The organism is Bradyrhizobium vignae, from assembly GCF_900324035.1.
In the GTDB taxonomy this organism is placed as follows: domain Bacteria; phylum Pseudomonadota; class Alphaproteobacteria; order Rhizobiales; family Xanthobacteraceae; genus Bradyrhizobium; species Bradyrhizobium vignae.
Genome location: NZ_LS398110.1, coordinates 6,802,614 through 6,827,085, shown reverse-complemented (window position 1 = coordinate 6,827,085; position 24,472 = coordinate 6,802,614). Strand labels below are relative to the sequence as shown.

Sequence of the window (24,472 nt, the reverse complement as noted above, 5' to 3'; positions counted from 1 at the left end):
ATCGGTGGCCGGGACGGAAGAATGGCCCGCGGCGCGGCCAAACAAAAGAATGGACGCGATTTCCGCAATCGTCATCGCGGCGCGGTCATAAAAAATCGCTTGTCCATCTCATCCGTCGAATGCAGTTTGGTTCGGTGCTGCGGCGGGAACGTCATATAGGCCAGCACATCGGTCTCGGCTTCGTCGAGGAAGCCGGCAAGCTTGGGCAGTTCGGGACGGAGCTGGTCGGCGACCTTGCGCCACTGAGCCCTGGCCGCTTCGGCATCGTCATGGGCAAAGGCGGTGGCGATGAAGGCGGAGACGACGCGTCTTCCGCTCTTGCCGGCATGGGCCAGGACGTTGCGCATGAAGTGGACGCGGGGGTCGTTGAAGAAGTGGCCAATAGATTTGGCGCGATGCAGCGACGGGCTATCCTGGCCCTCGCGTCAAAGCTCGCGCTACGGCCGATCTGAAGCCGCAAACGCATTTTGAGGGACAATCCAAGACAGAATAAGCGCAAGGAGAGCGGTTGCCAGCCGCTTGAGGTTGATGGCGGCGGCCGTGAGGTAGGCCTGGATCTTCATATTCGGTAGACCGCGCCGTATGGCGCGCGCCAGCCCATGCCAAGTTTTGGCTTCGCCGTGGAAGCCCTCTGAGCGCCAGCGATGGCGTTGATAGAGATGTCGATCCTGCTTACTCCATCGCTCGCGACGGCGGCGGGCGCGCAGCAGTGCCGGATAATGGTCACCGACAACGACCGCTTTGTTAACCCGCCCTTTGGATAGGCAATCGCCCTTGAGCGGACACCGGGTGCAATCCTTCGCCTTCGAGTAAAAGAAACGGCCGTGCTTGATGGGCCGCGCCGGGCGCAAGATACGCCCTCGCGGGCACTTCAAGATGTCGTTCTTGGCATCGTACCGGAAGCGTCTGAGCGGTACGCGACTCTTGATTGGTTCGGCTTTAGCTGGGATGAGGGCATCAATGCCGCGCCGCTCGAGCGCGCCGTAGACTTTAGCGTAGGCATAGCCCGCATCGGCGGTGACCACCTTTATATCGATGCCCGTAATCGCTTCAACCTCATCGACTTGCGGCTCGATCATCTCTCCTTCGTTCGTTTGTCCAGTCGTGACCGCGACATCCAGAATGACACCGACCTTGTCATCGACGGCCGCGTGCTGCTTGTAAGCGGGTTCCAGCCGCCGGTTTCGGGCATTCGTAGCCATTGTCGCATCGGGATCAGTCGTGCAGACCTTTTTGTACTTCCCGCTTTGCCGGGCCTTTCTCTCATCTTCGCTTTGATTTTCGCTCAGCACATCCACCACATGCTGCTCGGTGAGGCTGTCCCAACTCACGTTGGCGCGGATTAGCGACGCATCGATGTGAACCACTTCGGCTGTTGCGATCTTGGCCTTCAGACAGGCCTGGACCGTGCGTTTAAAGATCCTACGGAATCGCTCTTCGCCCCAGCGCTGGCGGATGCGCGTCAGGCTGGAATGGTGTGGTAGCTGCTCATGCAGGCCATAACCAGCAAACCAGCGAATGGCGATGTTAACCTGAGCCTCCCGGATCAGCTTGCGATCGTGTACGATGCCGGTGAGCAGACCCGCGAGCATCAAGCGGACCGCGGCCTCCGGATCGATGCCTGGCCGACCATCGTTCGCGCAATAGCAGTCGGAAACCTCTTCCCTTAGCCAAGATACGTCGAGCACGCGATCGACCCGCGCCAGCACGTGCTCATCTGGGACGAGCTGTCTGAGCGTGCCAGTGATGAAGAGCTCCAACTGATCCCGCTCCTTGCGCCCCAGCATCTCGTTTGCTCCGCCGATCGCGAATCGCCGACGAGAACGGAATCAGCCAATTGCAGCTTTTTCAACGACCCCACGCGGCAGCGCTGCCAGGTGGCGGCACCTTGCTGACTGCGGCCTTGATCCCCTCGTGGGCATCGGAGATCGCCAGTTTGACGCCACGCAGGCCGCGCCGTGCGAGCTTGCGCAGGAACGCGGTCCAGAACGTCTCGGCCTCGGACGGGCCGATATCCATGCCGAGCACCTCGCGCCGGCCATCGCTGTTGACACCCACCGCGATGATGACGGCGACCGAGACGATGCGCCCATTCTGGCGCACCTTCACGTAGGTGGCGTCGATCCACAGATAAAGCCAATCGCCCTCAATCGGACGGGTGAGGAAGGCCTTCACCTTGTCGTCGATCTCGCCGCACAGGCGCGACACCTGGCTCTTGGAGATTCCCGTCATGCCCATGGCCTGCACCAAGTCGTCCACTGAGCGGGTGGAAACGCCCTGAACGGAGGCTTCCTGCACCACCGCGATGAGCGCCTTTTCAGCCATCCGACGCGGCTCCAGGAAGCCCGGGAAGTAGCTTCCTTTGCGCAGCTTGGGAATGCGCAGCTCGACCGCGCCGGCGCGCGTCTCCCAGGTCCGGTCACGGTAGCCATTACGCTGGGCAAGGCGCTCGGCATTCTTCTCGCCGTAGGCCGCTCCGGTCAGCCCGGCAACCTCCAGCTCCATCAATCGCTGGGCGGCAAAGCCAATCATCTCGCGAAGCAGATCGGCGTCTGCTGCCTTCTTCCACGAGCGCGCGAAGGTTCATCATCTCGTCGGTCATCGGTGGTTCCTCGAATCAGCTTGGTGTCAGCAACCCGATCCTACCGGCGAATTGCAGGTGACCACCGCAAAGCGTCCGCCCGCCGATGTAGCTCCGTCGGGGTCGATGGCAGGATCACGCATGGAAGGCAATCATCGGAACATGAGAGGCCCGACCGGGTCCGCTGGATTGGTCTCCAGCGGGGGACAGCGGCAAGGCACTGCCAGAGCCGTTGTCCGAGCTGAGGTCGGGAGTCGGACTGGTCCATACTACCTGTGAAGTCGTCGAAGGTAACGAGACGCATGGAGGGAAGGGACCAGCGCGAGGGGAGCCTGCGCGAGGAGGCCAGGGTCCGCACACAGAGCCGGGTTTACCTTGCCGCCGAACCTCAAGCGGGTGAACGCGGCAGCCAAGCAAGCTGCCCAAACCCGGTTCACGGCCCTGCTGCACCATGTCGACGAAGACGCTCTGCTTCGGGCGTTTCGACGACAAAAGCGGCAGGCCAGCGCGGGGGTCGATGGAGTGACGGTGGCGAAGTACCAAGAGAGGCTGACGGATAACCTCCGCGACCTCTGCGGACGAGTCCACACTGGTCGTTACCGGCCACAGCCGGTGCGGCGCGTCTACATCCTCAAAGCCGATGGCGGTAAGCGGCCTCTCGGCGTGCCGGCGCTAGAGGACAAGATTGTCCAAAGCGCGGTGGCCGAGGTGCTGAGCGCCGTCTACGAGGCCGACTTCCTCGGGTTCTCCTATGGCTTCCGGCCGGGGCGGAATCCTCACATGGCGCTTGATGCTCTGCATACGGCGATCATGAGCCAGCACGTGAACTGGGTGCTCGATGCCGACATACGCAGCTTCTTCGACTCGGTCGACCACGAGTGGCTGTTGCTGGTGGCGCACAGGATCGCCGATCCTCGCATCTTGCAGCTCATCGGGCTGTGGCTGCGAGCCGGCGTTCTTGAGAGCGGCGAGAAGCAAGAGACGGACAGGGGCACGCCGCAAGGGGCGGGCATCAGCCCGCTCCTTGCCAACATCTTCCTGCACTACATCCTCGATCTCTGGACCCAGAAATGGCGTCGTCGCTGCGCACGCGGTCGTATCGTGATCGTGCGCTACGCCGACGACTTCGTCATGGGCTTCGAGAACAAGGCAGATGCGCGGGAAATGCTCTTGGCCCTCAAGGCGCGGCTGGCCGGCTTCGGCCTGATGCTTCATGAGGACAAGACGCGGCTGATCGAGTTTGGCCGGTTCGCGGCCCTCTCGCGGCAGCGGCGCGGCGAACGGCGGCCAGAGACCTTCGCCTTCCTCGGCTTTACCCACTACTGCGGGCGGACCCGAGATGGCCGGTTCATTGTGAAGCACAAGACGGAAGGGAAACGCCTGACGCGCAAGCTGACGGCGTTGCGCCAGGAGGCCTGGCGGCTCATGCACACGCCACTGGCCACGCAGTACGAGTGGTTCGCCGCCGTTCTGCGCGGGCACTATGGCTATTATGGCAGGCCGCATAATTATCCAGCGCTCAACGGCTTCTACCGCGAAGTGCATAGGACCTGGCTGCGTTGTCTGAGACGGTGCAGCCAGAAAAGTCGGCGCATGGGCTGGCCGGAGTTCGAGACCCTGACGGCAGCGCTTCCGCCTGCCAACTTCACGCATCACTCGCAATGGGCGCAGGCGCGGATATGACGCGGGTTACCCTCGGGAAGAGCCGGGTGCGGGAAAGCCGCCTGCCCGGATCTGTGAGGGCGAAGCCAAATGGCCGAGCTACTCGATCACGACCCCCATGCCGTCGCCAATTTGCTTCAACAGCTCGCTAAATCCTTGACCGAGACGGGCATCCTCGAACGCTGTCTTGTCGATCTCGCGCTCCGTCCAATGTTCGAGGGCCCCCCGGGCTGGCCGAGCAACGACACGCCGTTCCGCTTGACCACATCAAGGCACCTCGCGGTCGCGACTCAGGTGCCCGACAATAAATCACAAGCGATTTCATCGGATTTAAGATTTTTCGATTAGAACTATCGCGATCGAAACGAGCATTTGTGGGTAATTGAAAGCTTCACCGGAGGGTTACTCGTACGCGCACGGGCAAGCCCACGGGATTGTTGCACGCGCGCGGGCGCTGGCGGATCTATTAGCTTGACGCAGACGCCTCCATTCCCGGGGGCAGCAGTTCGTGCACACGCGAGGCGGGAACATCAGTAATGCGAGCGAGAACGCCGGCGAACCAGGCTTTCGGGTCGATGTCGTTGAGGCGCGCGGTGATGATGAGGGCGAGCATGATTGCGGCACGGTCGACGCCGCGTTGGGAACCGACGAACGAGTTACGCCTGCCCAATGCGATGCCACGCAAAGCTCTTTCGGCCGGTTGTTGCTGAGGCAGGTCCTGCCATCGTCGAGGAAGCGGACGAAGTCATCCCAGCGCGTGAGCATTTAATTAATGAGCTTCAGAACCTCGAAGGAGGGCGAGAGGGGTTCGCGCTCACGCAGTAACGAGGCGTGCATGTTGTCGAGAACGGTTTGCTCTTCTCCTGGCGCCCGACAAACCGGTCGTGCGCTGATATAGGCCTACAGCTCCAATAGGGAGCGGTCGACGCCTTTCGACCGGCAGTCCTGGCTGGAACGCTGGACAATCCCTTTCAGATGAGAGCGTTCGCGATTCCCACCATTAGGACGGCGTCCAGAATGGTCATCCAAGATCCGATCTCCGCGTTCTTGACCTCCGGACCCTCTCATCGTTGTCATGCTCATCGTAGTGTGAAAGAAGCCGTCGGTTAGTGATCGCTCACGGCTTTTTTATACAGTACGCCGTCGCACCATATGTGCTCAACGCGTCCCCACTCGCACGCAGCTGCGGCATCCGGGAAGAAGCCGCGTCCATGGTGATTGGCACTCGTGTTGCAAAGCAGCGGAATGCCCGTGAGTTTTTCATATTCTACGAGGAGCTCGACAACCTTATGCTGAGAGGTCCTGGGAATAGTCTGCAGCCGCGCAGATCCATCGAGATGTACAACAGCGGGGATCTTGTCCCGCCATTCTGCTCGTGTCTGGTGATCAAACAGCATGTAAGGATCCGGCGTTCCAGGGCTAAAAATATCCGCCGCACGATCTTCGAGGCAGATGGGTGCGACAGGTCGGAAGTCTTCGCGAAGTTTGATGCAGTTGAGATGATCCTTCATTCGCGGCGACGTTGCGGCTGCGACGATGCTTCTGCCACCTAATGCTCGTGGTCCGAGCTCGGCGCGCCCAACGAGAAAGACAACAGGCTTGTTGCTCGCGAGGATGGTCGCGAGTTCGCGCATACTGCACGGCGAGGTATTCCATCCGGGCAGCTCACCGGTGCGCAACAAGGCTGGGCCGCTATAGACCGACCACTCTAGTGGCACGAAACCTTGGTCCGCAGCCAGTGCGGAGCAAGCGGCACCTATCGCCGAGCCACTATCATTTGGGAAAGGCGGCACCCAGATAGCATCGAAGAGGCGCGTCGCACGTAGTGCACTGTTCCATTTAATGTTGAGACCGCAGCCACCGGCTATGCACAAATTGCGTGCCGCAATGCGCGAATGGCGCTGCACAGCAATCGCCATTTCGCGGATGAGCAAACGCTCGAGAAAACAATGAACTGATGCAAGCACATCCTCGGGCGCCTTGGTCTCTAATTGGAGCTCACTAGCATCGAAGAAGTCATGCACGGCCGCAAGCGGCGACTCTGCGCTGTTACGTCCGGCACGCCTCGCGCCGGCCGCCAATCGCTCCTCGTAGAGTTCCTCAAAGACCGTGACGATGCTTTCGTCAACAGACCCGAGCGCGATGTAGGCCATCAGCTTGCCCGCAACACCGAGGTCCAGTTTGGCGGGATCATACAGGTCCCTGCGGTTCGTCTGCCGGTACGGACCAAAGTGATGGCCCGCGGCGGCATAGACGTGTCCAATAAGCGGAAATAGGGACGCGATGAACCGCGCGCCCCGGCGTTCTACATGGTAGAGACGTGGAAAGGTGCCGCCGTCCCACACCAGGCAGTAAGCGGGCTGTCCGGCTTTGGCAAAGGGGCTGGTGCAGTATGCAGAGGCCACATGGCCTGTGATATGCGGATAGCTTCTATAAGGGAAATCGCTGCCGTCGAGCCTAAGGCCAAAGCCATCGTGCGAGTCGAGAAGACCCTCCGCATGGCGTTCAACATACGGGGCTCCTTTAAGAGTGATAGGTGTCGCCCCGCTGAAAACCTGGAACTGGGACTCCACCGCCCCCCCCCAGCCGTCAATGACGAATTGATCAACTTGCCGAGGGTCCAAACCATGCTCCGTCAATGCGACGGCAATTGCGTCGAGATTGTCGATCGTTTGATACCGCGGATTGTTGTTTCGCTTTTCCTGCTCGATACAAAAGATAAGTTTCGCGTCCTCGACAAGAGCAATCGCTCCGTCATGCGTCAGTTTGATACCGCAGATGCGCATAGTGCCCTCCTTAAACGCCGCTAATCGGTTCATTCGCGGGTCAAACCGGATTTCGAAGACGCTCGCCTAGTGGTCCTCGCTCAGCGACCCACCTCGCACTCGTTTGTTCTTGTGCTCACGGCTTGTCCATCTAGGTAATGTGCTCATAACTAACCTCGAAGAACCCCGCAAAAGATCCGGCTTGCGAAGCCACCAGCAATTCCCGAAGCACTTCGTTGTGGTCCAATGATCAGAGTTTCGGATCGATCATCTGTTTCCATTAGCTTTGTGGTGTTGGCGGCATTCCATGACGGCCGATCTGCCCGCTCATCGTCTTGGCCAATCGAGATTTCAAACGAGCCTCATTTTTCGTCGACTCCACCATAGCGTTGCATAACTTGTGCCAGCGCTGAATTAAGGAGAATCGTCCACGGTCGAATGTCGCGGTTGCATACAAGTTGGCGAACTGCTGACATCGGGCGCGAGCGGTGTCGGACAAGAGCATGGGCCGACCCGCCGAACGGCTCCAGATCTGAGCCCGTCGGCCTCCCAAGAACCCGCTAGGCACCGTCTAGGCGCTCGCCGATCTGTTCTGAAGCGACGGACATCGAGACTGTGGGCTGTTCAAATCTCGCGAAGCGACCTTTAGGTCTCAAGATCACACCTAATCAGCTCAGCGCCCGCGGGTTACTTCAAATTCCTCGGGGTGTGGCCAGTCAAATCCTCCACCCCAAGACAGGACGGAAGGGATTGTTATTTGACTTTGTTTCACGCGAAAGCTTCAGCGGCCTCTTTGAGCGGATAACTGCGTCCATCGAACTCCAACACATGGCAGTGATGCATCAGGCAAAAGACGCGATGTTGCGAACTTCTGGTTCAGGACACAAGTTTGTCCGTTTGTCATCAAACATCGTCCGCTACCTAATGCATGGTAAGACCGTATGTCCGCTTCTTGCGGTGAGGAGGCTCGCCCTACACTGCGCGTCCGAGGGTTGCTCGGGCGTACCGAGCCGATCCTCATCACAGGAGGACGAGCCGTGGCAGATTATAGGGAAGCATTTGTCGGAATCGATGTGGCCAAGCTAAGAAATGCCGTCGCGATGCGGATGCTGGCCGGGAGGGGGAGGTTCGGTTTTTCGGTGAGGTCGATGCTTCGGCCACCAACATGCGCCGCGTCTTAGAACGGATCACCAACCGGTTAGACCGCGTCCACTTCTGCTACGAAGCTGGCCCGACTTTATCGCCTGATCCGGTCGCTCGGCTACGAATGCACGGTGGTCGCGCCATCGCTAATCCCAAGGAAGCCGGGCGATCGTGTGAAGATCAACCACCGGGACGCTGTTTCTCTCGCCCGGTTGCTGCGTGCCGGAGAGCTAACGGCTGTGTGGGTTCCCGATGAACGTCAGGAAGCGATGCGCGATCTCGTTCGCGCCCGATCGGCAGCGGTTGAGACGCTGCGGGCCACCGACAGCAGGTGAGCACCTTCATCTCAAGCACGGCCGTACCTATCCCCGCAGGAAGGGCTGGATGATGCGCTATTTGCGTTGGCTCCAAGCGCAGCAGTTCGATCATCCCGCACACCAGATCGCGCTACAAGAAGTGGTCGAAGCAGTTCGCATCGCAAGAGAGCGGGTCGATCGGCTCGAGCGCACGATCGAAGAGTTCGTCTCGCCTGGACGTATCGACACCCCGCCGAAGATCGGCAAGACAAAGTTATACCGGCTCGAGCAGACGTCGCCAGCAGTGCGAGAGATTGCTTGGAAGGCGCAGAGCCGTTTGACGGCCCGCTACCGAAAGCTGGCTGCGCGCGGCAAGCGAACGACGGTGGTCTGCACCGCTATCGCCCGTGAATTGGTCGGGTTCATGTGGGCGGTTGCCAGGCAAGTGCAGCAGCCTGATTTGAGCGCCCTTCTCATCATCGTGCATGGGCGGAGGCGGAGCCACGGCAGAGGGAATGCCCGTCAGACGCTTTGTGGCCGGCAAGAGCGCCGACGCCCGTTGTAAGATAGGAGCAGACCTCGGACGCACAATCGGGAATGTGGTAGTCAACCCGCGTATCAGAGCTTGATCACCGACGTCCTTCGGTTCCGCCTCCACCTATGCACGATCATCTATATCAACGTCCGATCGACGATCGGACGATGCTCTGTGTTCTAATTCTTGACAACGGACATCAGAGCGTCGATCGCGGTAGTGAAATGGACCCGCGGAGCGGGAGCGTTTGAGCCGGTTTGTTAGTTGGAAATCCGACCGCTCCTACTTCCTTTGTATCACGCCGCCAACGACGTTGTCTGCTGTGGGCATGTGGTCAACGCCGTAGCGTTGTCCATCATGTCCACAGCGGCTGCGGTTGGTTCGCGCCAGACCGCCATCGGCGTGCGATAGCAAAGTGCCTGATGCAAGCGCTGTTCATTATAGAACTCGATCCACGCGGCGATGCCGGCCTTGGCCTCGCGGCCGTCGGCGTAGCCCTTAACGTAGGTGAGTGGTGCGGGGCATTGCAGCCCCGCGCTCTCTCAGAACCGGACGTGAACCTCGCGATTCATCCGGCTCCCGCCATCCAACCGTTGATCCCGCAGCCCAGTGGGCGAACAGGCCTGGATTCCGTCGCTTGCCGTGATCCGCCGCGAGCCGAGAAATGGCCAGGCGGTGAACAACTCGTCGATCCGCCGCATCACCGCCAGATCGTTCGTTGGCCAGCTTTTGCAAGCGATAGACGCCGGAGCGCGCCAGCCAAGCAGTTCGCATTAGCGGCGGATCGACAGCCCCTTCGCCATCGAGCATACCGCGACGGTCCGAAACGCTCATCTTCCGGAGCTCTTTGCCAAAAAATCCCGCTCCACCGTCAATTGCCCGATCTTCGTAGAGGTCCTCGACCTTTTTTTGTCACGGCCTTCTCCGCGAAGGCCAGCATTGGCGTCGAAGGCGCGCGCTGCATTCTCCAGAAGCTGCTTCTTCCAGGTAAATCTGATTCGGGTGAACCTCGTAACACTGGGCCAAATCGGCGACCATCGCTTGCTCTCGCGCCGCCTCAAAGGCGATCTTCGCCTTCAGCGCTACATCAATCTTCCCTCTCGACTTCTTCGTGATCATCCGCTCCATCTAGCAAACGGAGCGGTCGCCCTCCAGCTTAACTGATGGTCCGAAAAACGGGGTCCATTTCGGGGTTGACTCGCGCTACACTGCACCGGCCATCGACGCTGATGGGTACATCACCCTCGATAAAGCCGAGCCGAACGACCCGATGCTGTTCGCCGTAATCATTGACCGCAAAATGTAATGTGGCGCGATTGTCCCAGATAGCGACGTCACCCTCCTGCCAGTTCCAGCGCACGGTGTTTTCGGGCGCTGTGATATGAGACTGGAACAGATCGAACAGCCTCTGGCCGTCATATTTTGGGACGTCAACAAAACGCTGCACGTAAGTGCCGAGCACCAGCGTGCGTTCACCGGTCTCAGGGTGGACACGCACGACTGGATGTTCGGCCTCGTAGGTCGTTGCGGTAAAGACCTCCCGAAAATGCTTCTTGTCGATTTCGCGGGCCCGGCTGATTCCCTCGTAGTCGAAAAAGTTGCTGTGAACGGCCCAAAGGTCGTTGGCAAGCCGCTGTAGCGGCGGCGAGAGGTCCATGTACGCGGTCGCGGCGTTTGACCAGATCGTATCGCCGCCGAATTTTGGGATCAACACGCCTCGTAGCACCGAAATCTTGGGATAGGCATCAACGTAGCTCAGATCGATATGCCACCTATCAGCACGGGCACCTGCGGTGGTACAATCGAGCTCGAGGACCCCCTCCGTGTCCACGGTCGGAATCGGCGCGAGTTTCCCCAAACGAAGGGCAAAGCGCTCCTGCTCAGCCTTGTCGAGATGACCCTGGTCGCGGAAGAAGATGACTTTGTGTTCAAGCAGCAAGCGGTTGATCGCAGCGATGGTATCGCCCGGCAAATCGCCCGATAGCTTGACATTCTTGATTACAGCGCCGATGCGCGTTGCGCGTTTGACGACATCAGCACGTGGAATGACATCATAGATCAAAACCGTTTCACTCATGGGGGTCTTCTCCAACGTTGTATCTTCTTCGCCAATAATCGCGACGAAAGCCGCGGGCTTTCACGGCACTAGCGTCACCTCGCGACCTCAAGCAAACGCCGTGCCAATTGCGAAAACTGGGTCTCCCGCCGTTCATTCAACCAAGAGATAGCTTGTGCTATCCCGCGTGCGCTAGATCACAACCAAACCGCTCGCCGGCTGCCATCGCGCGATCAATCCCGGCCGAAGCGATGCCGGCAAAGGATTTGGAGATAACTACGGGGCCTTGGTGCATCTCACGCGTCCCAATGTGGCATCATTTACGGTTCTCATCGGGCTTGCACGGTTATGCTCGATGCGCCGTTACCGGCTGGAAGCAACGATCATGGTCTAATTGGATATCAGGCGCCGAGCAATTGAGGTCCTTTATGCGGCCTGTCTCTGCCATCGGATATAAGAAACCCCGGCCCGGTGACAGCGGAGGCGCAGGCGGCGGTATGGCTCCAAGCTGGCACAGCCGGTTTATTCTCTCGGTTAGGGCAACCTTGCTCATTGACCTAGGAGGCTGTCTGAGTAGTCTCTGGTCAAGAGGGTGCGAGTCTGATTGTTTGCGTGCGCATGAGCAAGGATTTTCACCCCTGGAAGATCGATGAGGCGCAGCTTCTGCCGCCGAGCGTGCAGGACTATGTGCCGAAGGACCACCTGTCGCGGCTAATTGTATCGCTGGTGCGAGAAAGCCTCGACCTATCTGCGATCACAGCCAGTTACCGGAGCGGGCTTGGACAGCCGTCGTTTGATTCGCGGATAATGACGGCGCTACTTCTGCACGGTTATGCGAGCGGCATCTAATCTTGTCGCGCCGGATTGCCAAGGCGGCCATGGAACGGGCGGACTTGATGATGATTGTGGCGGACGACCCGCCGGACTTCGGCGGGATCTCGGAATTCCGCAAGCGGCACCTTGAGGCCTTGGCGGGTCTGTTTGTTCAGGTGTTGAAGCTTGCTGAGAAGGCTGGGTTGGTGAAGCTTGGGCACATGGCGCTCGATGGCACCAAGATCAATGCGAACGCATCGAAGAAGGCCATGAGTACGAGCGCATGAAGAAGCGATAAGCAGAGCTTCAAGCCGAGGTCGATCACTGGCTTGAAGCGGCCGAGGCGGCGGATGCCGAGGAGGACCGGCTACCAGCGCGGCGATGAGCTGCCGGACTGGGTGGCTGACAAGGAGAAGCGCCTGGCCAAGATCCGCGAGGCCCAAGGCCAAGCTCGAAGCCAAAGCCACCGCCGAGGAGGAACTGCAGCGCCGGGCCGAGGTGAAAAAGAAGCGCATTGCGGAAGGGGGAAAAAGAACGGCAAGACGCCCGCACCGCCGAAAGCGGAGCCCGGGGTAAAGCGCAGCGCAACTTCACCGATCCGAACAGCCGCATCCTGAAGACCAAGGACGGGTACATCCAAGGCTACAATGCCCAGGTCGTTGTCGATGGAACCGCCCAGATCATCGTTGCGCACGGGCTCACTGCGCGCATGTGCGATCATAGCCAACTCGTAGGGCTTATTGACGGCATTGAGGCCAACCTCGGCTTCACGCCGAAGGAAGCCTCGGCCGATAGCGGCTATCTGAGCGAGGCCAACCTGCAAACCCTCGCCGATCGCCACATCAGCGCTTACGTCGCGATCGGGCGCGCCAAGCATGCCGCCGAAGGCAAGCGAACCATGACCGGAGAGCTCACCAAAGCCATGCGGGCCAAGCTCAAGCGCGCCGGCTGGCGAAGCCGCTACCGGCTCAGGAACCAAATCGTCAAACCGGTGTTCGGGCAGATCAAGCAGGCGCACGGGTTCAGGCAGTTCCTGCTGCGTGGCACTGAGAAAGTGACGGCCGAGTGGGCGTTGATCTGCACCACCCACAATCTCAGAAAGCTCGCAAGAGCCGCTTGAGCAAATCGTTCATCGACAAGCCCGATACCGGCGCTATCTGGACGGGCTCCCAATGCTCGCACGACGCGGCCACGTAGTTAACATGTATGATGGCACGGCTGAAGAACCGACAAAGACCCACCCGAACTTTCGATTTCATAAACAGACGATAGATACAGGCGAAGGAGGCTTGGAAAACATTATCACCAAGAACGGCCACAGCGTCCGGGATGACTCGTTTGTGCAAATGGACATCGAGCCTGCCAAATATGAAGTTACTCCTGCCACGCCGCCAGACGTCTTAGATCAATTCAAGCAGATCGTGATCGAGATTCCTTGGCTATCTCACCTGGTAAATTCGAGTATCCTCGAAAGGAAACTTGCTACGCTGAAGGCACTCCGGCGATCACATGATGTTACCCTCCGGTGAGGCTTTCAATTGCCCATAACTTTGACCAGTCGGGCTAATCGCTGATCGGCGAAATCTTGAATCGAAAGAATCACTTCTGATCCTTTCTGAGCACCTGATCCGCGGGGGGCTCTATGAGGCTGACATTAAGGGATCGATCAGCAAAAGGGTGTTTGCGGCCCTTGGAAGGCGAATGTTGGATTGATGAGTAGAGGATGCGAGTTTAAGGGACGCGCGGCTCGGCGACAGATTCCGCAAACTGCTCACGCAGATTGGAAGCGCCATGGACAAAGCATTCCGCTCGTCTGCCAGGATTGGGCGAATACCAAGGCGGCCTACCGCTTCTTCTCTAATGACCGGGTCAGCGAAGCGGACATTCTGGCCGGCCATTTCCAATCGACACGTGATCGTGCCGCCGCCACTGAAGGTCTCGTTCTTGTGCTGCACGATACAACGAGTTCAGCTATCAACGCGAGAAGTCAGAATCGATTGGCATCACCAACAGCATAAACAGTGGACGGGATAAAGGCGGGTCGTCTCAGATCGCAAACGGTTTGCGGCATCCTGATGCATTCGAGCCTCGCGGTTACAATCAAGGGGGTGCCGCTGGGTTGGCGGCCGTTAAGTTCTGGACCCGGAAGAAACTCAAGGAGACGGCTGCGCTTAAAAAGAAGATCAATCCGACCCCGTTTCCAAGGAGGACGAGCCGTGGCAGATTATAGGGAAGCATTTGTCGGAATCGATGTGGCCAAGCTAAGAAATGCCGTCGCGATTGCGGATGCTGGCCGGGAGGGGGAGGTTCGGTTTTTCGGTGAGGTCGATGCTTCGGCCACCAACATGCGCCGCGTCTTAGAACGGATCACCAACCGGTTAGACCGCGTCCACTTCTGCTACGAAGCTGGCCCGACTTTATCGCCTGATCCGGTCGCTCGGCTACGAATGCACGGTGGTCGCGCCATCGCTAATCCCAAGGAAGCCGGGCGATCGTGTGAAGATCAACCACCGGGACGCTGTTTCTCTCGCCCGGTTGCTGCGTGCCGGAGAGCTAACGGCTGTGTGGGTTCCCGATGAACGTCAGGAAGCGATGCGCGATCTCGTTCGCGCCCGATCGGCAGCGGTTGAGACGCTGCGGGTCCACCGACAGCAGGTGAGCACCTTCATCTCAAGCACGGCCGTACCTATCCCCGCAGGAAGGGCTGGATGATGCGCTATTTGCGTTGGCTCCAAGCGCAGCAGTTCGATCATCCCGCACACCAGATCGCGCTACAAGAAGTGGTCGAAGCAGTTCGCATCGCAAGAGAGCGGGTCGATCGGCTCGAGCGCACGATCGAAGAGTTCGTCTCGACCTGGTCCCTAGAGCCGCTCGTGCGGGCGCTTCAAACATTGCGAGGTATCGATCTGATCGTCGCGGTGACATTTGCCACCGTCGGTGATGTGAACCGTTTTGAGAGCCCACGTCAACTTAAGGGTTACCTCGGCCTGGTGCCAAGCGAGCGATCGACGGGCGAGTCCGTCAGGCGTGGCGGGATCACTAAGGCCTGCAACGGCCGCGTTCGCCACATGTTGGTCGAAAGCGCCTGGACGTATCGACACCCGCCGAAGATCGGCAAGACAAAGTTATACCGGCTCGAGCAGACGTCGCCAGCAGTGCGAGAGATTGCTTGGAAGGCGCAGAGCCGTTTGGCGGCCCGCTACCGAAAGCTGGCTGCGCGCGGCAAGCGAACGACGGTGGTCTTCTCGCGGCACTTGGGATAGGCGAGTTTCACGATCTCTTTGAAAGGATCGGCTTGTGTCTATGCTTGACCATACGCTTAAGTCGGACGTAACGGTGCGCCGGCTGGAAGTGATCACGGAGACGGGACGCCGTCGTTGAGTTCTCCGAGGACGACAAGGCCCGGATTGTCGAGGAGCGCTGGTACCAGGCGCCGTCGTTTCCGAGATTGCTCGGCGACACGGGCTGACCCCACAACAAGTGTTCACTTGGCGCCGGCAAGCCCGCCGGCAGCCGGTGCCGATGGCTGACGATCCGCCGTTTGTACCGGCGGTGGTGGACGCCGTGGTACCGGCCGTGGCTGTTGGCCTTGAGCGCAAGACAGCGCAACGCAAGGCCGAAATCGGATGTCGGCGGGCCCATCGAGATCGAAGCCGATGGCGTCACGATCCGGGTCGGCCGAGGCGCGGACGTGGCGATGATTGCGGCCATCGTCCATGCGCTGAAGGCAAGCCGGTGATCGGCCCGTCCGGAACGGTCCGGCTGATGGTGGCAACCAAGCCGGTCGACTTCCGCAAGGGAATGGAAGGGTTTGCGACCCTGGTGCGCGAAAGCATGCGGGCAGATCCATTCTTATGTGTCGGACGAGATTATGTGGCGGAGATCCCCTAACGGGCCAGGGCTGGCCACGCCTGGATTCCTCCGCCACATAATATTTTCGTGCCTCTTGCGCGGACGCGCGATCCCCCTGCGCCGCAACGCCAGAGGGGCACAATGCTCGAGTTCTATTTTTCGTATCGCGGGGTGCTCAAGCGCCTTCATAACGGGGCGCTTGGAGCCGAGATGGATCGCATCGCGGGGCACTTTTTCTCGCTCGGTTACAAGCAAACATCCGCTAAGCTTTATCTGAGCCGGATTGCGCGGTTCAGCCATTTTGCCGCAGCACACTGCGGTTCGGCGCCGATCGGCGAAGCTATCGTCGATTGCTATCTACGCTCGTTCACCACGGACTCTCCGCGGATTGCGGCAGTGTCCGCGCTTCAACACGCGCGGCGAGTGGTGCCCGAACGATTTATTGCTTCGGCGCCCAGTGTAGTCGATGATCCGGACGCTCCGCTTTTGAGCTTCTTTTCGGACTATCTAAGTAGGGTACGAGGCCTTGAGCCCAAGTCCCGCGACGGCATTCTCTTGGGCGCGCGGCACTTTCTGGATTGGCTCCGCCATCGCCACCCCGGCCAAGACCTCGAGACGTTGACGGCGGAGCATGTCCTTGCCGCCGTCGAGTATCGGCTGTCGCTCTCGGCGACCTCCGCCACTCGCACGGCGGCGACCTCTTACATCCGAACGTTTCTCCACTTTCTGCATTGGGCTGGCCACCACGAGCAGGATCTGGCTCCCGTCGTTCCAAGAACGCCCCATTGGCGTCTGGCCCATTTGCCGCGCCGGCTTTCGTGGGATGATGTTCGCCGCGCCATCGATGCGATCGGCGCGGCGACGCCGATCGACCTTCGCGATTGAGCCATCCCTGCTGCTGCTCGCCACCACAGGCATTCGCAACGGCGAGCAGCGCGCTCTTCAGCTCCGGGATATCGACTGGCGAGCTGGCGAGGTTTTTGTCCGGCGCACCAAGGGCAAGCGTGACCGAGTGGCCCCGCTCCTCGAGGAGACCGGCGCCGCGCTCGCCGACTACATCCTGCGGGCTCGACCGAAGGTCGATCGTCCGTATCTATTCCTGTCCTTCACGCCGCCCGTGGGGCCGTTCAAATCCGCGTCGCCTGTTTCGAGGATCGTGCGGAAGCGGTTGCGGCATGGCGGGATCGAGCTCGGTCGCGTCGAAGGCGCGCATCTCCTGCGCCACAGTTTGGCCACCCAGCTCGTCGGGCGTCGAAGACCGAATCAACGAGGTCGCCGATCTTCTAGGGCACCCAAGCATCAACACAACGGCGCTGTACGTGAAGGTCGCAGCCTCACAGCTCGCTGAGGTCGCGCTGCCCTTTCCGGGAGGCGCCGCATGACCGCCTTCGCCGCATTCCTCGGCGAGAAGGTCGAGCGTTACATCGAGCTGCGCCGCTCCCTCGGCTACGCCTTCAACAAGCAAGCGGGCACGCTGCGGGCTTTCGTTCGCTACGTCGAGCGATCTCAGCTGCATGCGCCCGCCGCCCGGACGATGGCCCTGGGCTTCGTGCTGTCGTTCGGCGGCGCCACCAACAGTCGCGCCGTCCGTCACGGCGTGCTCCGCCGATTCTACGAGTACCGGCCGTCTACGCCCCCCAGACCGAGGACTTGGAGCGCGGAGCCTTCTCCAGATCCAGAGCGATTCCCCCCGCGCATCCTTACCGAGGCTGAGCTGGCGTCGCTCATCGACGCATGCAGCTTCATTTCGCCAGGGATCCCTCTCAGGGGCCGCACGATGGCGACGCTGATCGGATTGTTGGCCAGCACGGGGCTACGATCGGTCAAAGTGGTCAGGCTTGATCGCGGCGACGTCGATCTGACCAACGGGGTCGTCCTCGTCCGTAAGACAAAGTTCCGTAAAGACCGCCTAGTTCCTGTTCATCAGACGACTCAGGCAGCCCTTCGTCGATACGCCCGCGAGCGCGACGCCGTGTTTCCCAGGCCCAAGGACGAGGCCTTCTTCCTCAGCTCTCGAGGCCGCCGCCTGTCGGCGGCCGGCCTGCAAAGCAACTTCGTTAAGGCCCGCAAGCTCGCGGGTCAGCCCCTGCGACCGCACGATCTCCGGCATCGGTTCGCAGTGACTAAGCTCAGGCTTTGGCACCAACAGCGCGCAGATGTTCAAGCGCTGCTACCTTTACTCGCCACCTATCTCGGCCACGCCAGCTACAGCGACACGGCCTATCATCTCACCTTCTCGCCATCGCGGCTGAACGCGCCTTCCTCGACGGAGGCGCCGCATGAGCGAACACCTCCTTCTGGCGCGGCTGCTGGAGTCGTACTTCCGGCGCCGGTTGACCAAGCAACGCAACGCGACCTCCGCGACGTTGGCCAGTTATCGCGACGCCTTGCGCATGCTGATCCTCTTTGCCGCTGCCCGTTTGCGGAAGAAGCCAGCGGCGTTGGCCCTTGAAGATCTCGATCGGGACCTCGTTCTCGCCTTTCTCGACGAGCTTGAGGAGAAGCGGAACAATTCCGTCGCAACGCGCAACGCCCGACTAGCCGCGATCCGATTCTTCTTCCATCACGTCGCCGCCGCCGATCCCGCCTCGTTCGGCGTCGCCCAACGGGTTCTGACAATCCCCACCAAACGGGCACACATCGAGGTGACGCACCACCTCACCAACGCCGAGGTGGAGGCCATCGTCGCAGCTCCTGATCAGACGATGCCTCGCGGCCGGCGCGACCAGGCCTTTCTGCTCTTCTTGGCGCGAGAACTGGCGCCCGCGTGTCCGAAGCGCCCGGCCTCAACGCGAACGATCTTCAGTTGGAGCGAGGACGCCCGCAGGTGCTGCTTCAGGGCAAGGGACGAGATCGCGTCGTTCCCATTCCTCACGATCTGGTGCGATCGCTGACGAACCTATTGAGCGAACGCGGACTCGCCCGCCGATCTTCGTCGGGGTCCATAACGAGCGCCTGACGCGTTTCGGTGCGACACTCATCGTGCGGCGTGCCGCCTCCCAGGCCGGGTCCACCACGCCAAGTTTGGAGGGCAAGCCCATATCGCCGCACATCTTCCGGCATTCTCTCGCCATGAAGCTTCTCCGGTCGGGCGTGGACGTCCTGACGATCCAGGCCTGATTTGGCCATGCTCAGGTCGCCACAACTCACCGCTGCGCCGCCGCGGATGTCGAGATGATGCGCCGGGGCCTCGAGAAGGCGGGCGTCTCAGGCGACCGCAGCGCGCGATTCCGGCCGAACGACGCCGTCCTGCAGCTGCTCGACAGCATCTGATGATTATGTGGCGGAGGAATCCAGGCGTGGCCGGCCCTGGCTGGCGTGAGGGCATCTCCGCCACATAATCTCGTCCGACACATTAGCTGCGGTTATGTTGCGCGCAACATAACCGCACGGCGACGACCTCTATGTGTTCCGCGGCAAGAGCGGCAAGCTCATCAAGGTCCTTTGGCATGGCGTGCTGCAGAGCATGAAGGAGGTGAATAACCGAATTTGATGCGTACAGCTTTATGAGAGATGGAGGTTGCTGCGCCGACCAACGACGATAGGCCCGCGACAAAGCCTTCCGACAAGCCGCGCAAGAAGGCGCGCCTCAACATCGGTGCACCGCCCAAGCACGTGCCGCGCTGCGAGCAGGTTCTGCAGCCGGAGGCGACCGCGTGCCCGTGCTGCCAAGGCCAAAATCACAAGATCGGCGAGGATGTCAGCGAGGTGCTGGACCTGATCCCGGCGATCCTGCGGGTGCTGCGCACGGTCGTCCCAAGTACGCCTGCCGCAGCTGCACCGATGGCTTGGTCCGGGCAAAGGTGCTGCCGCGCCTGATCGAGGGCGGCACTGGCGTCGACAGTACTCGTGACACACGTGGTCGTCTCGAACTTCACGTAGTATCTGCCGCTGTACCGCCAGTGCAGATCTAGCCGATCAGGGCATTTTCCTTGACCGCGCGACGCTCGCCGGCTGGGTGAAGCGCACGGCCTGATGGCCCAAGAGCCTTCGAGCTCCAGCTACGGATGATTCAGGCCACGCGCGGGTGTTCTGCGACGATACGCCGATGCCGGTGCTTGATCCCGGCACATCCCACCCGCATCTGCCAGTTCTGGGGCGCATGCCATGGACCGGCCGTGGGGCGGCCAGCGGTTGCCTATGTGTTCGTCGACAGCCGTGGCACGTAGGGAGATCGCCGCATAACTAACGGGCTTTTCCGGATTCTGCAGATGGATGGCTATGCCGCCTACGAGGCGCTCGCCCGCGCGCGATCCGGCTCGCTTTTGTCTCGCCAATGCCCGACGCAAAATAAAATCGTCGCGCTGCCCAGTCATGCGCTCGCGAAGTGATCGAATGCCTGCAGGCGTTCTATATCATCGAGACCAGGGGGGCTGATCTCGTTATGGCCCAATACAACCACGGCAGCAGTGCCGAGCAGCGGCTTGCCGGGTCCTGAGCATCGACCGTGGGGTCCTGGTGAGGCGGGCTGGCCTCCGCCATCTTCGACTGGGAGAAAAGCTAGCCGACCATGGCCGTAGATCATGCGCCGATCGGTCAACGCAGCTAGCGGGAATCGTGCTCAATTCCAATTCGGCATTGGTCGGTCTGAAATTGGTATTGGTGTCGCCAATGATGTTTCATCCACAATTCATTACGAATCTTATCAAGCTCTCAGGCGCTGAGCATGGCAGAATTTGTATTTGAAACCAACTCAACGTCGCTGCCACCTAACACGTCGTCTCTTCGAAGTTTGGCGCGCGAAAACGAGATTGATGCCGCAGGCGTCCTAGTTGATGTTGGCAAAAACCGCGGCGCAATTAGAATTGATCTCGATTACCGACCGGCCGCGACGCAAGTCGCTGTAGTGAATGCGTCCAAGAGCTTGCGGATAGAATCTGTCAGCTGATGTCCCTGTGCATCCTTGGCGAGGTCCTTAGCGACGGATCGGCAAGCGGTTTTGATGCACTCCGGCTGGCGAGGTTTTTTTACTACGGACAAAGATCTTGAAGGTCGGTGCGGCCTACACGAACAGATTGACTACGCGCTATGTCCGGAGGGGCGCTCCGTGCCGCTTCCGAGCCGTAGCATCGTCAGGAAATAGTGGCTGGATGCTGAGTCCAGAATTGTTTCGTGAACGGCAGCAGCTGGCGGTCAGAGGTGGGGGCTCGTTTCAATAAATGAATTCTGGACAACGTAGGAAGGGAGCAAAATGAGCGCTCACGATTGGTGTTACGATTCGTTGCTGGCCGTGGCTAAGAAACTTCATTCCGGACAGGTGTCGCCCACTGCGCTGACGGAGTTCATGCTCGAACGTATCAACCGGCTAAATCCGCGGCTCAACTGCTTCCTGACGGTTACTGCGGAGCTTGCTCTTCGACAGGCAGCCCAGGCTGAGACAGAGCTTAGCCAGGGGCGCCGCCGCGGGCCCCTTCATGGGGTACCCGTAGCAGTGAAGGATCTCTGCTTTACCCAAGGTATACCGACCACGAACGGCATGTCGTTCCAGAAGGATTTCAAGCCCAATGAAGATGCGACGGTGGTCCGTCGCCTGCGTGATGCCGGTGCAGTGCTGGTAGGTAAGCTACATCTGGCCGAAGGCGCAGGCGTCGATCATCATCCAGCGTTCGGCAACCCTGTGAACCCTTGGCGGGATGATCTGTGGCCTGGGGGGTCGTCCTCCGGCTCTGGAGTCGCGCTGGCTGCTGGTTTGTGCTTCGCGGCTATTGGCTCTGACACGGGAGGATCGATACGCATTCCAAGCGCCCACAATGGATTGACGGGTCTCAAGCCGACATGGGGGCGCATAAGCCGACACGGGATATTCGATCTTGCGCCGTCCTATGACACGCTGGGTCCAATGGCGCGATCCGCCGCAGACGTGGCGGCAACGATGGGTGTCATTGCTGGACATGATCCCTTAGACCCTACCAGCCTGCTTGATCCCGTACCAAACTACCTCGGAGCCCTGGGCGGAATAGACTCCTTGCGAGGTGTCAGGATCGGCATTGATCGTGACTACAATGGCAACGGCGCCGAGAAACGGACCATCGACCTTCTCGAAGATGTGGTGCGCGTTCTCGAGTCGCTGGGAGCGGAGATCAAGCCGATCACCTTCCCCGACCCGGCACCCATGATGCGGCATTTGTCGAAGGCACTACAGGCCGAAATTGCCAGCGTGCATGCCGGAACCTATCCGGCCATGGCCGACCACTACGGAGCGCGGTTCACAAAGAGCATTCAATCCGGCCTTGGCGTGAGTCCCTTGGACTATGCCAGAGCCGTGATCGAGCGTGATCGTTTCAGCGGGCTGCTTCGTCTGACGCTGCGGGATGTCGACGCGTTGATCATGCCGGTCAGTAGTTTTCAGTCGCTGACGTGGTCAGAGTTGGAACATATGGCCGCGACCGAGACCGAGGCCGGCTTCCGTTTCACTCTCCCGTTCAATGCCAGCGGCAATCCGACCGTGACGTTTCCCGCCGGGTTCAGTGAAGAGGACAGGCCGCTGGGGATTCAACTAGTCGGAACCCATCTCTCCGAAGCGCGGTTGCTTCGTTTCGTACACAGCTATCAAATCGCTACGAGTTGGCACCTAAAATGGAGCCGAGGTGCCACAGACCGGTAACTTCTGGAATGGGTACGAATTTTGACCCCAAAACCGCCGTCATTTTGTCGGAGATGCGACCATGGCGGTGGGATGGACGATCGCGATCGAGGAGATGAACGAGTTCGGAGACGTTTGTCGCCGGGGAGGTCTCGTGTACGAAGCGTATATGCCTCGCCGTTGACCCGCCAAGCATTTCTTGCGCCCCGACACTCGTTCAATCGTTCGATCCGCTTCTTGAACTTGCGGATATCTGAGATGATATCTTCGCTTTCGCTATCGACATTATAGCGATTAACGTTGGTAGCTATAGGCGCAGGACGGCCGCCGGAACTCGCGACACAAAAGACGATCGCTGGATTGACGACCCGCCTTGCCCGGGCCGCTGTAATGCTCTTGGTGATCTCGATCGCGTCTGAGTTTGCTGAACTCAGTCGTATTAGGCGGCACTAGCCTTCTCATCCCTTCCTTGCACCGACAATAGATCCCGATTGGTCTTTGGAGGAGGACTGGGATGCGCAATATGCGCTAGATCATCGGGCGGATCGAAGCTCATCGCGCCGCATGTCTGTAATGTCGAGCACGCAGATGACACCACGTGATCAATGGCACCGTTCATACTTCCAACGCAGTCCTCTTCGGCAAAGTCGCACAAATTGATTCGACCGGTTTTCCATGCGCGCGTTTCACCAAGTGAATGGTCGAGCTGCACGTAGCCCAACGAGAAAGCGAGCGCCGATCTTCCTCGATTCAGTCTGCCGGCGATTCAATGCCAAACTGGTATCGACAATTCCAAAGTTGGTATTGGAGTTGTCGAGTGCAGTAAATCAGATTGATCAAGTAAATTTGATACAATTGAAGGAGACCTCATGCGTGTGACATCAAAACTCTCGTTGCTGGTCCTGCTTATTGCATCTTTCTGCCATTTGTCTCCTACGCTTGCGCAAACGGAGGATCCTCTTTTCGCCTCGATCCGCAAAGCGGGCGGAGTCAAGGTGGCGGTAGTTTCGTTACCTCCGTATATGATTATGTCGCCGAACGGAGAGGCGACGGGTGCTTCGATTGACCTGCAAAATATGGTCCTGAAGGGCATGGGCCTCCCAGCGCTTACGCCGGTGGTCACAGATTGGGCTGCCATGATCCCGTCATTGCAGGCCCGCCACGTCGACTATGTTGGCGCGGGTTGGGACATCACGGCGGAAACCTGCAAAGTCGTAATTTTCTCGACGCCCTATTACGCATTGCAGGCGGCGCTGTATGTCCTACCTGGAAATCCTAAGCATCTGACTACTGTCGCAGACGTCGCGCGTGGGCCCGCGCTCAAAGTTGCAATTATAGGTAGGTCGAGCGATTACCGCCGCTACGCGCTAAGTCAAGGAGTCAAGCCCGAGCAAATCTTAGATGTTCCTGACCATGAGGCTGCCGTCGCTAGCGTCCGCGGCGGTCGGGTGGATGCCTTCCTAGTCGGTCAATTCGGCATCTCGGATCCGGAGCAGAAGGGCGTCGAAGAGGTTGTCGACGAACGGTCGCCGATCACCGCAGGTGGCGCGGTATTTCGCAAGGAAGACGCACGTTTCCGTGACGCCTTCAATGAGCAGCTCAACCTCTTGATCAAGAAGGGCGCGATCCAAAAGCTGTACGAGAAGTACGGGATCGCGAACGGCGATGCGAGGGTCCGGCTACTCGGTAAGTATACAAAGGCGAGTGACTTCCTACCAAGCTGCGAGTGAGGAGCAGCGACTCCTAGGAAATCAGACGTATTTGGCCGTGAGCGGCTGCTATCTTGCCCAAAATCTCCTCAAGGAAATTCAGTTTCCCGCTAGGTAGGGCAGCTCACGGTTGTGCGCGGTAAAGGGTCATGAATGGTTGATGGGCGGTCGGTGGTGCCGATTGTTGGTGGCTCCGAACCGGTGGTCCGCCGGCACGCGTAACCGAGACGGAATGGGTGATCACCGGGGAAACTGCCAATAGCGACCGTGATTGCCCAATGAGTGCTCGGCAGGATCAAATCGAGTGTTCGGTCGGCACGCGAATCTGGCCGATCAACTGGTCGAAGTCGAGACCTAGACTAAGTCTAGAACCATTCGGCTTTGTTCGACAGTCGGCACAAACAGCCAAAAAAGAAGAGCGTCGATCCGCCCGCCCGTGTCTTGCTACATCGCCGCCCATCCCGCTCATCGGCTAGA

At 59.7% G+C, this 24,472-nt stretch carries 18 protein-coding genes and 8 pseudogenes; 18 read left to right on the top strand and 8 right to left on the bottom strand.

Annotation, left to right across the window (positions count from 1 at the left end; genetic code table 11):
• Window positions 1-98: 98 nt before the first annotated feature.
• The 3 genes and pseudogenes from BRAD3257_RS32920 to BRAD3257_RS32910 form a co-directional block, all read right to left on the bottom strand.
• A pseudogene (locus BRAD3257_RS32920) lies at window positions 99-359 on the bottom strand (transposase); the annotation flags it as partial.
• Between the two features lie 78 nt (window positions 360-437).
• Window positions 438-1,787 (bottom strand): transposase, encoded by a 1,350-nt coding sequence (locus BRAD3257_RS32915; RefSeq protein ID WP_122405315.1) that lies wholly within the window; start codon window positions 1,785-1,787, stop codon window positions 438-440.
• Between the two features lie 71 nt (window positions 1,788-1,858).
• Window positions 1,859-2,602, bottom strand: a pseudogene (locus tag BRAD3257_RS32910) (IS256 family transposase); the annotation flags it as partial.
• 354 nt (window positions 2,603-2,956) lie between these two features.
• On the opposite strand from BRAD3257_RS32910, the gene ltrA reads away from it, so the two are divergent.
• Window positions 2,957-4,264 (top strand): group II intron reverse transcriptase/maturase, encoded by a 1,308-nt coding sequence (gene ltrA, locus BRAD3257_RS32905; protein ID WP_244607793.1) that lies wholly within the window; start codon window positions 2,957-2,959, stop codon window positions 4,262-4,264.
• A gap of 69 nt (window positions 4,265-4,333) precedes the next feature.
• Window positions 4,334-4,591, top strand: a complete 258-nt coding sequence (locus BRAD3257_RS39920) for a hypothetical protein (protein WP_160118902.1) — start codon at window positions 4,334-4,336, stop codon at window positions 4,589-4,591.
• 54 nt (window positions 4,592-4,645) lie between these two features.
• On the opposite strand, the pseudogene BRAD3257_RS32900 reads toward BRAD3257_RS39920, so the two are convergent.
• Both BRAD3257_RS32900 and nodU read right to left on the bottom strand, forming a co-directional pair.
• Window positions 4,646-5,014, bottom strand: a pseudogene (locus BRAD3257_RS32900) (IS66 family transposase); the annotation flags it as partial.
• Between the two features lie 335 nt (window positions 5,015-5,349).
• Window positions 5,350-7,029 carry a nodulation protein NodU gene (gene nodU / locus BRAD3257_RS32895; RefSeq protein WP_122406884.1) on the bottom strand — a complete coding sequence of 560 codons (1,680 nt, stop codon included), beginning with the start codon at window positions 7,027-7,029 and terminating at the stop codon, window positions 5,350-5,352.
• A 1,016-nt stretch (window positions 7,030-8,045) separates the two neighbouring features.
• Between nodU and BRAD3257_RS32890 the strand changes: the two are divergent.
• Window positions 8,046-8,904 (top strand): annotated as a pseudogene (locus BRAD3257_RS32890) (IS110 family transposase); the annotation flags it as partial.
• A 374-nt stretch (window positions 8,905-9,278) separates the two neighbouring features.
• On the opposite strand, the gene BRAD3257_RS42390 reads toward BRAD3257_RS32890, so the two are convergent.
• From BRAD3257_RS42390 to BRAD3257_RS32875, 3 genes are all read right to left on the bottom strand, one after another.
• Complete coding sequence (locus tag BRAD3257_RS42390) at window positions 9,279-9,512, bottom strand: integrase core domain-containing protein (RefSeq protein ID WP_122405314.1); 234 nt, start codon at window positions 9,510-9,512, stop codon at window positions 9,279-9,281.
• Window positions 9,513-9,894: 382 nt separating this feature from the next.
• Entirely contained in the window at window positions 9,895-10,101 is a 207-nt protein-coding gene (locus BRAD3257_RS32880; RefSeq protein ID WP_145987076.1) for a hypothetical protein, read from the bottom strand.
• A gap of 37 nt (window positions 10,102-10,138) precedes the next feature.
• On the bottom strand, window positions 10,139-11,059 hold the full coding sequence (locus BRAD3257_RS32875; RefSeq protein ID WP_122406883.1) for a TauD/TfdA dioxygenase family protein: 921 nt from the start codon (window positions 11,057-11,059) through the stop codon (window positions 10,139-10,141).
• A 597-nt stretch (window positions 11,060-11,656) separates the two neighbouring features.
• On the opposite strand from BRAD3257_RS32875, the pseudogene BRAD3257_RS32870 reads away from it, so the two are divergent.
• The 15 genes and pseudogenes from BRAD3257_RS32870 to BRAD3257_RS32820 all read left to right on the top strand — a co-directional run bounded on the left by BRAD3257_RS32870 (window position 11,657) and on the right by BRAD3257_RS32820 (window position 24,016).
• A pseudogene (locus tag BRAD3257_RS32870) lies at window positions 11,657-12,971 on the top strand (transposase).
• Between the two features lie 52 nt (window positions 12,972-13,023).
• The gene (locus BRAD3257_RS32865; protein WP_145987075.1) at window positions 13,024-13,380 is read left to right on the top strand and encodes a hypothetical protein; all 357 of its coding nucleotides are present in this window, start codon (window positions 13,024-13,026) and stop codon (window positions 13,378-13,380) included.
• Between the two features lie 183 nt (window positions 13,381-13,563).
• Complete coding sequence (locus BRAD3257_RS41490) at window positions 13,564-13,869, top strand: IS4/Tn5 family transposase DNA-binding protein (RefSeq protein WP_244607792.1); 306 nt, start codon at window positions 13,564-13,566, stop codon at window positions 13,867-13,869.
• Between the two features lie 198 nt (window positions 13,870-14,067).
• Window positions 14,068-15,093, top strand: a pseudogene (locus tag BRAD3257_RS32855) (IS110 family RNA-guided transposase); the annotation flags it as partial.
• A gap of 178 nt (window positions 15,094-15,271) precedes the next feature.
• Window positions 15,272-15,322 (top strand): annotated as a pseudogene (locus tag BRAD3257_RS42385) (hypothetical protein); the annotation flags it as partial.
• A 118-nt stretch (window positions 15,323-15,440) separates the two neighbouring features.
• Window positions 15,441-15,590, top strand: coding sequence for a hypothetical protein (locus BRAD3257_RS41485; RefSeq protein ID WP_244607791.1), 150 nt, complete (start codon window positions 15,441-15,443; stop codon window positions 15,588-15,590).
• Window positions 15,591-15,844: 254 nt separating this feature from the next.
• On the top strand, window positions 15,845-16,588 hold the full coding sequence (locus BRAD3257_RS41480) for a site-specific integrase (RefSeq protein WP_244607790.1): 744 nt from the start codon (window positions 15,845-15,847) through the stop codon (window positions 16,586-16,588).
• Window positions 16,527-17,051, top strand: a complete 525-nt coding sequence (locus BRAD3257_RS41475; RefSeq protein WP_244607789.1) for a tyrosine-type recombinase/integrase — start codon at window positions 16,527-16,529, stop codon at window positions 17,049-17,051. Before BRAD3257_RS41480 ends, BRAD3257_RS41475 begins: the two co-directional genes overlap by 62 nt.
• A gap of 30 nt (window positions 17,052-17,081) precedes the next feature.
• A complete protein-coding gene (locus tag BRAD3257_RS42080; protein ID WP_347338411.1) occupies window positions 17,082-18,155 on the top strand; it encodes a tyrosine-type recombinase/integrase in 1,074 nt (357 codons plus the stop codon).
• Window positions 18,037-18,597 (top strand): phage integrase N-terminal SAM-like domain-containing protein, encoded by a 561-nt coding sequence (locus BRAD3257_RS42075; protein WP_347338410.1) that lies wholly within the window; start codon window positions 18,037-18,039, stop codon window positions 18,595-18,597. The genes BRAD3257_RS42080 and BRAD3257_RS42075 overlap by 119 nt, the downstream gene beginning before the upstream one ends.
• Window positions 18,501-18,823 (top strand): annotated as a pseudogene (locus tag BRAD3257_RS42070) (tyrosine-type recombinase/integrase); the annotation flags it as partial. The gene BRAD3257_RS42075 and the pseudogene BRAD3257_RS42070, both read left to right, overlap by 97 nt.
• 393 nt (window positions 18,824-19,216) lie before the next feature.
• On the top strand, window positions 19,217-19,522 hold the full coding sequence (locus BRAD3257_RS41455) for an IS66 family transposase zinc-finger binding domain-containing protein (RefSeq protein ID WP_244607787.1): 306 nt from the start codon (window positions 19,217-19,219) through the stop codon (window positions 19,520-19,522).
• A gap of 847 nt (window positions 19,523-20,369) precedes the next feature.
• Window positions 20,370-20,591 (top strand): hypothetical protein, encoded by a 222-nt coding sequence (locus tag BRAD3257_RS39480; RefSeq protein ID WP_145987074.1) that lies wholly within the window; start codon window positions 20,370-20,372, stop codon window positions 20,589-20,591.
• Between the two features lie 303 nt (window positions 20,592-20,894).
• On the top strand, window positions 20,895-22,307 hold the full coding sequence (locus BRAD3257_RS32825; RefSeq protein ID WP_122405311.1) for an amidase: 1,413 nt from the start codon (window positions 20,895-20,897) through the stop codon (window positions 22,305-22,307).
• 848 nt (window positions 22,308-23,155) lie between these two features.
• Entirely contained in the window at window positions 23,156-24,016 is an 861-nt protein-coding gene (locus BRAD3257_RS32820; protein WP_122405310.1) for a transporter substrate-binding domain-containing protein, read from the top strand.
• The last annotated feature ends 456 nt before the right edge of the window (window positions 24,017-24,472 follow it).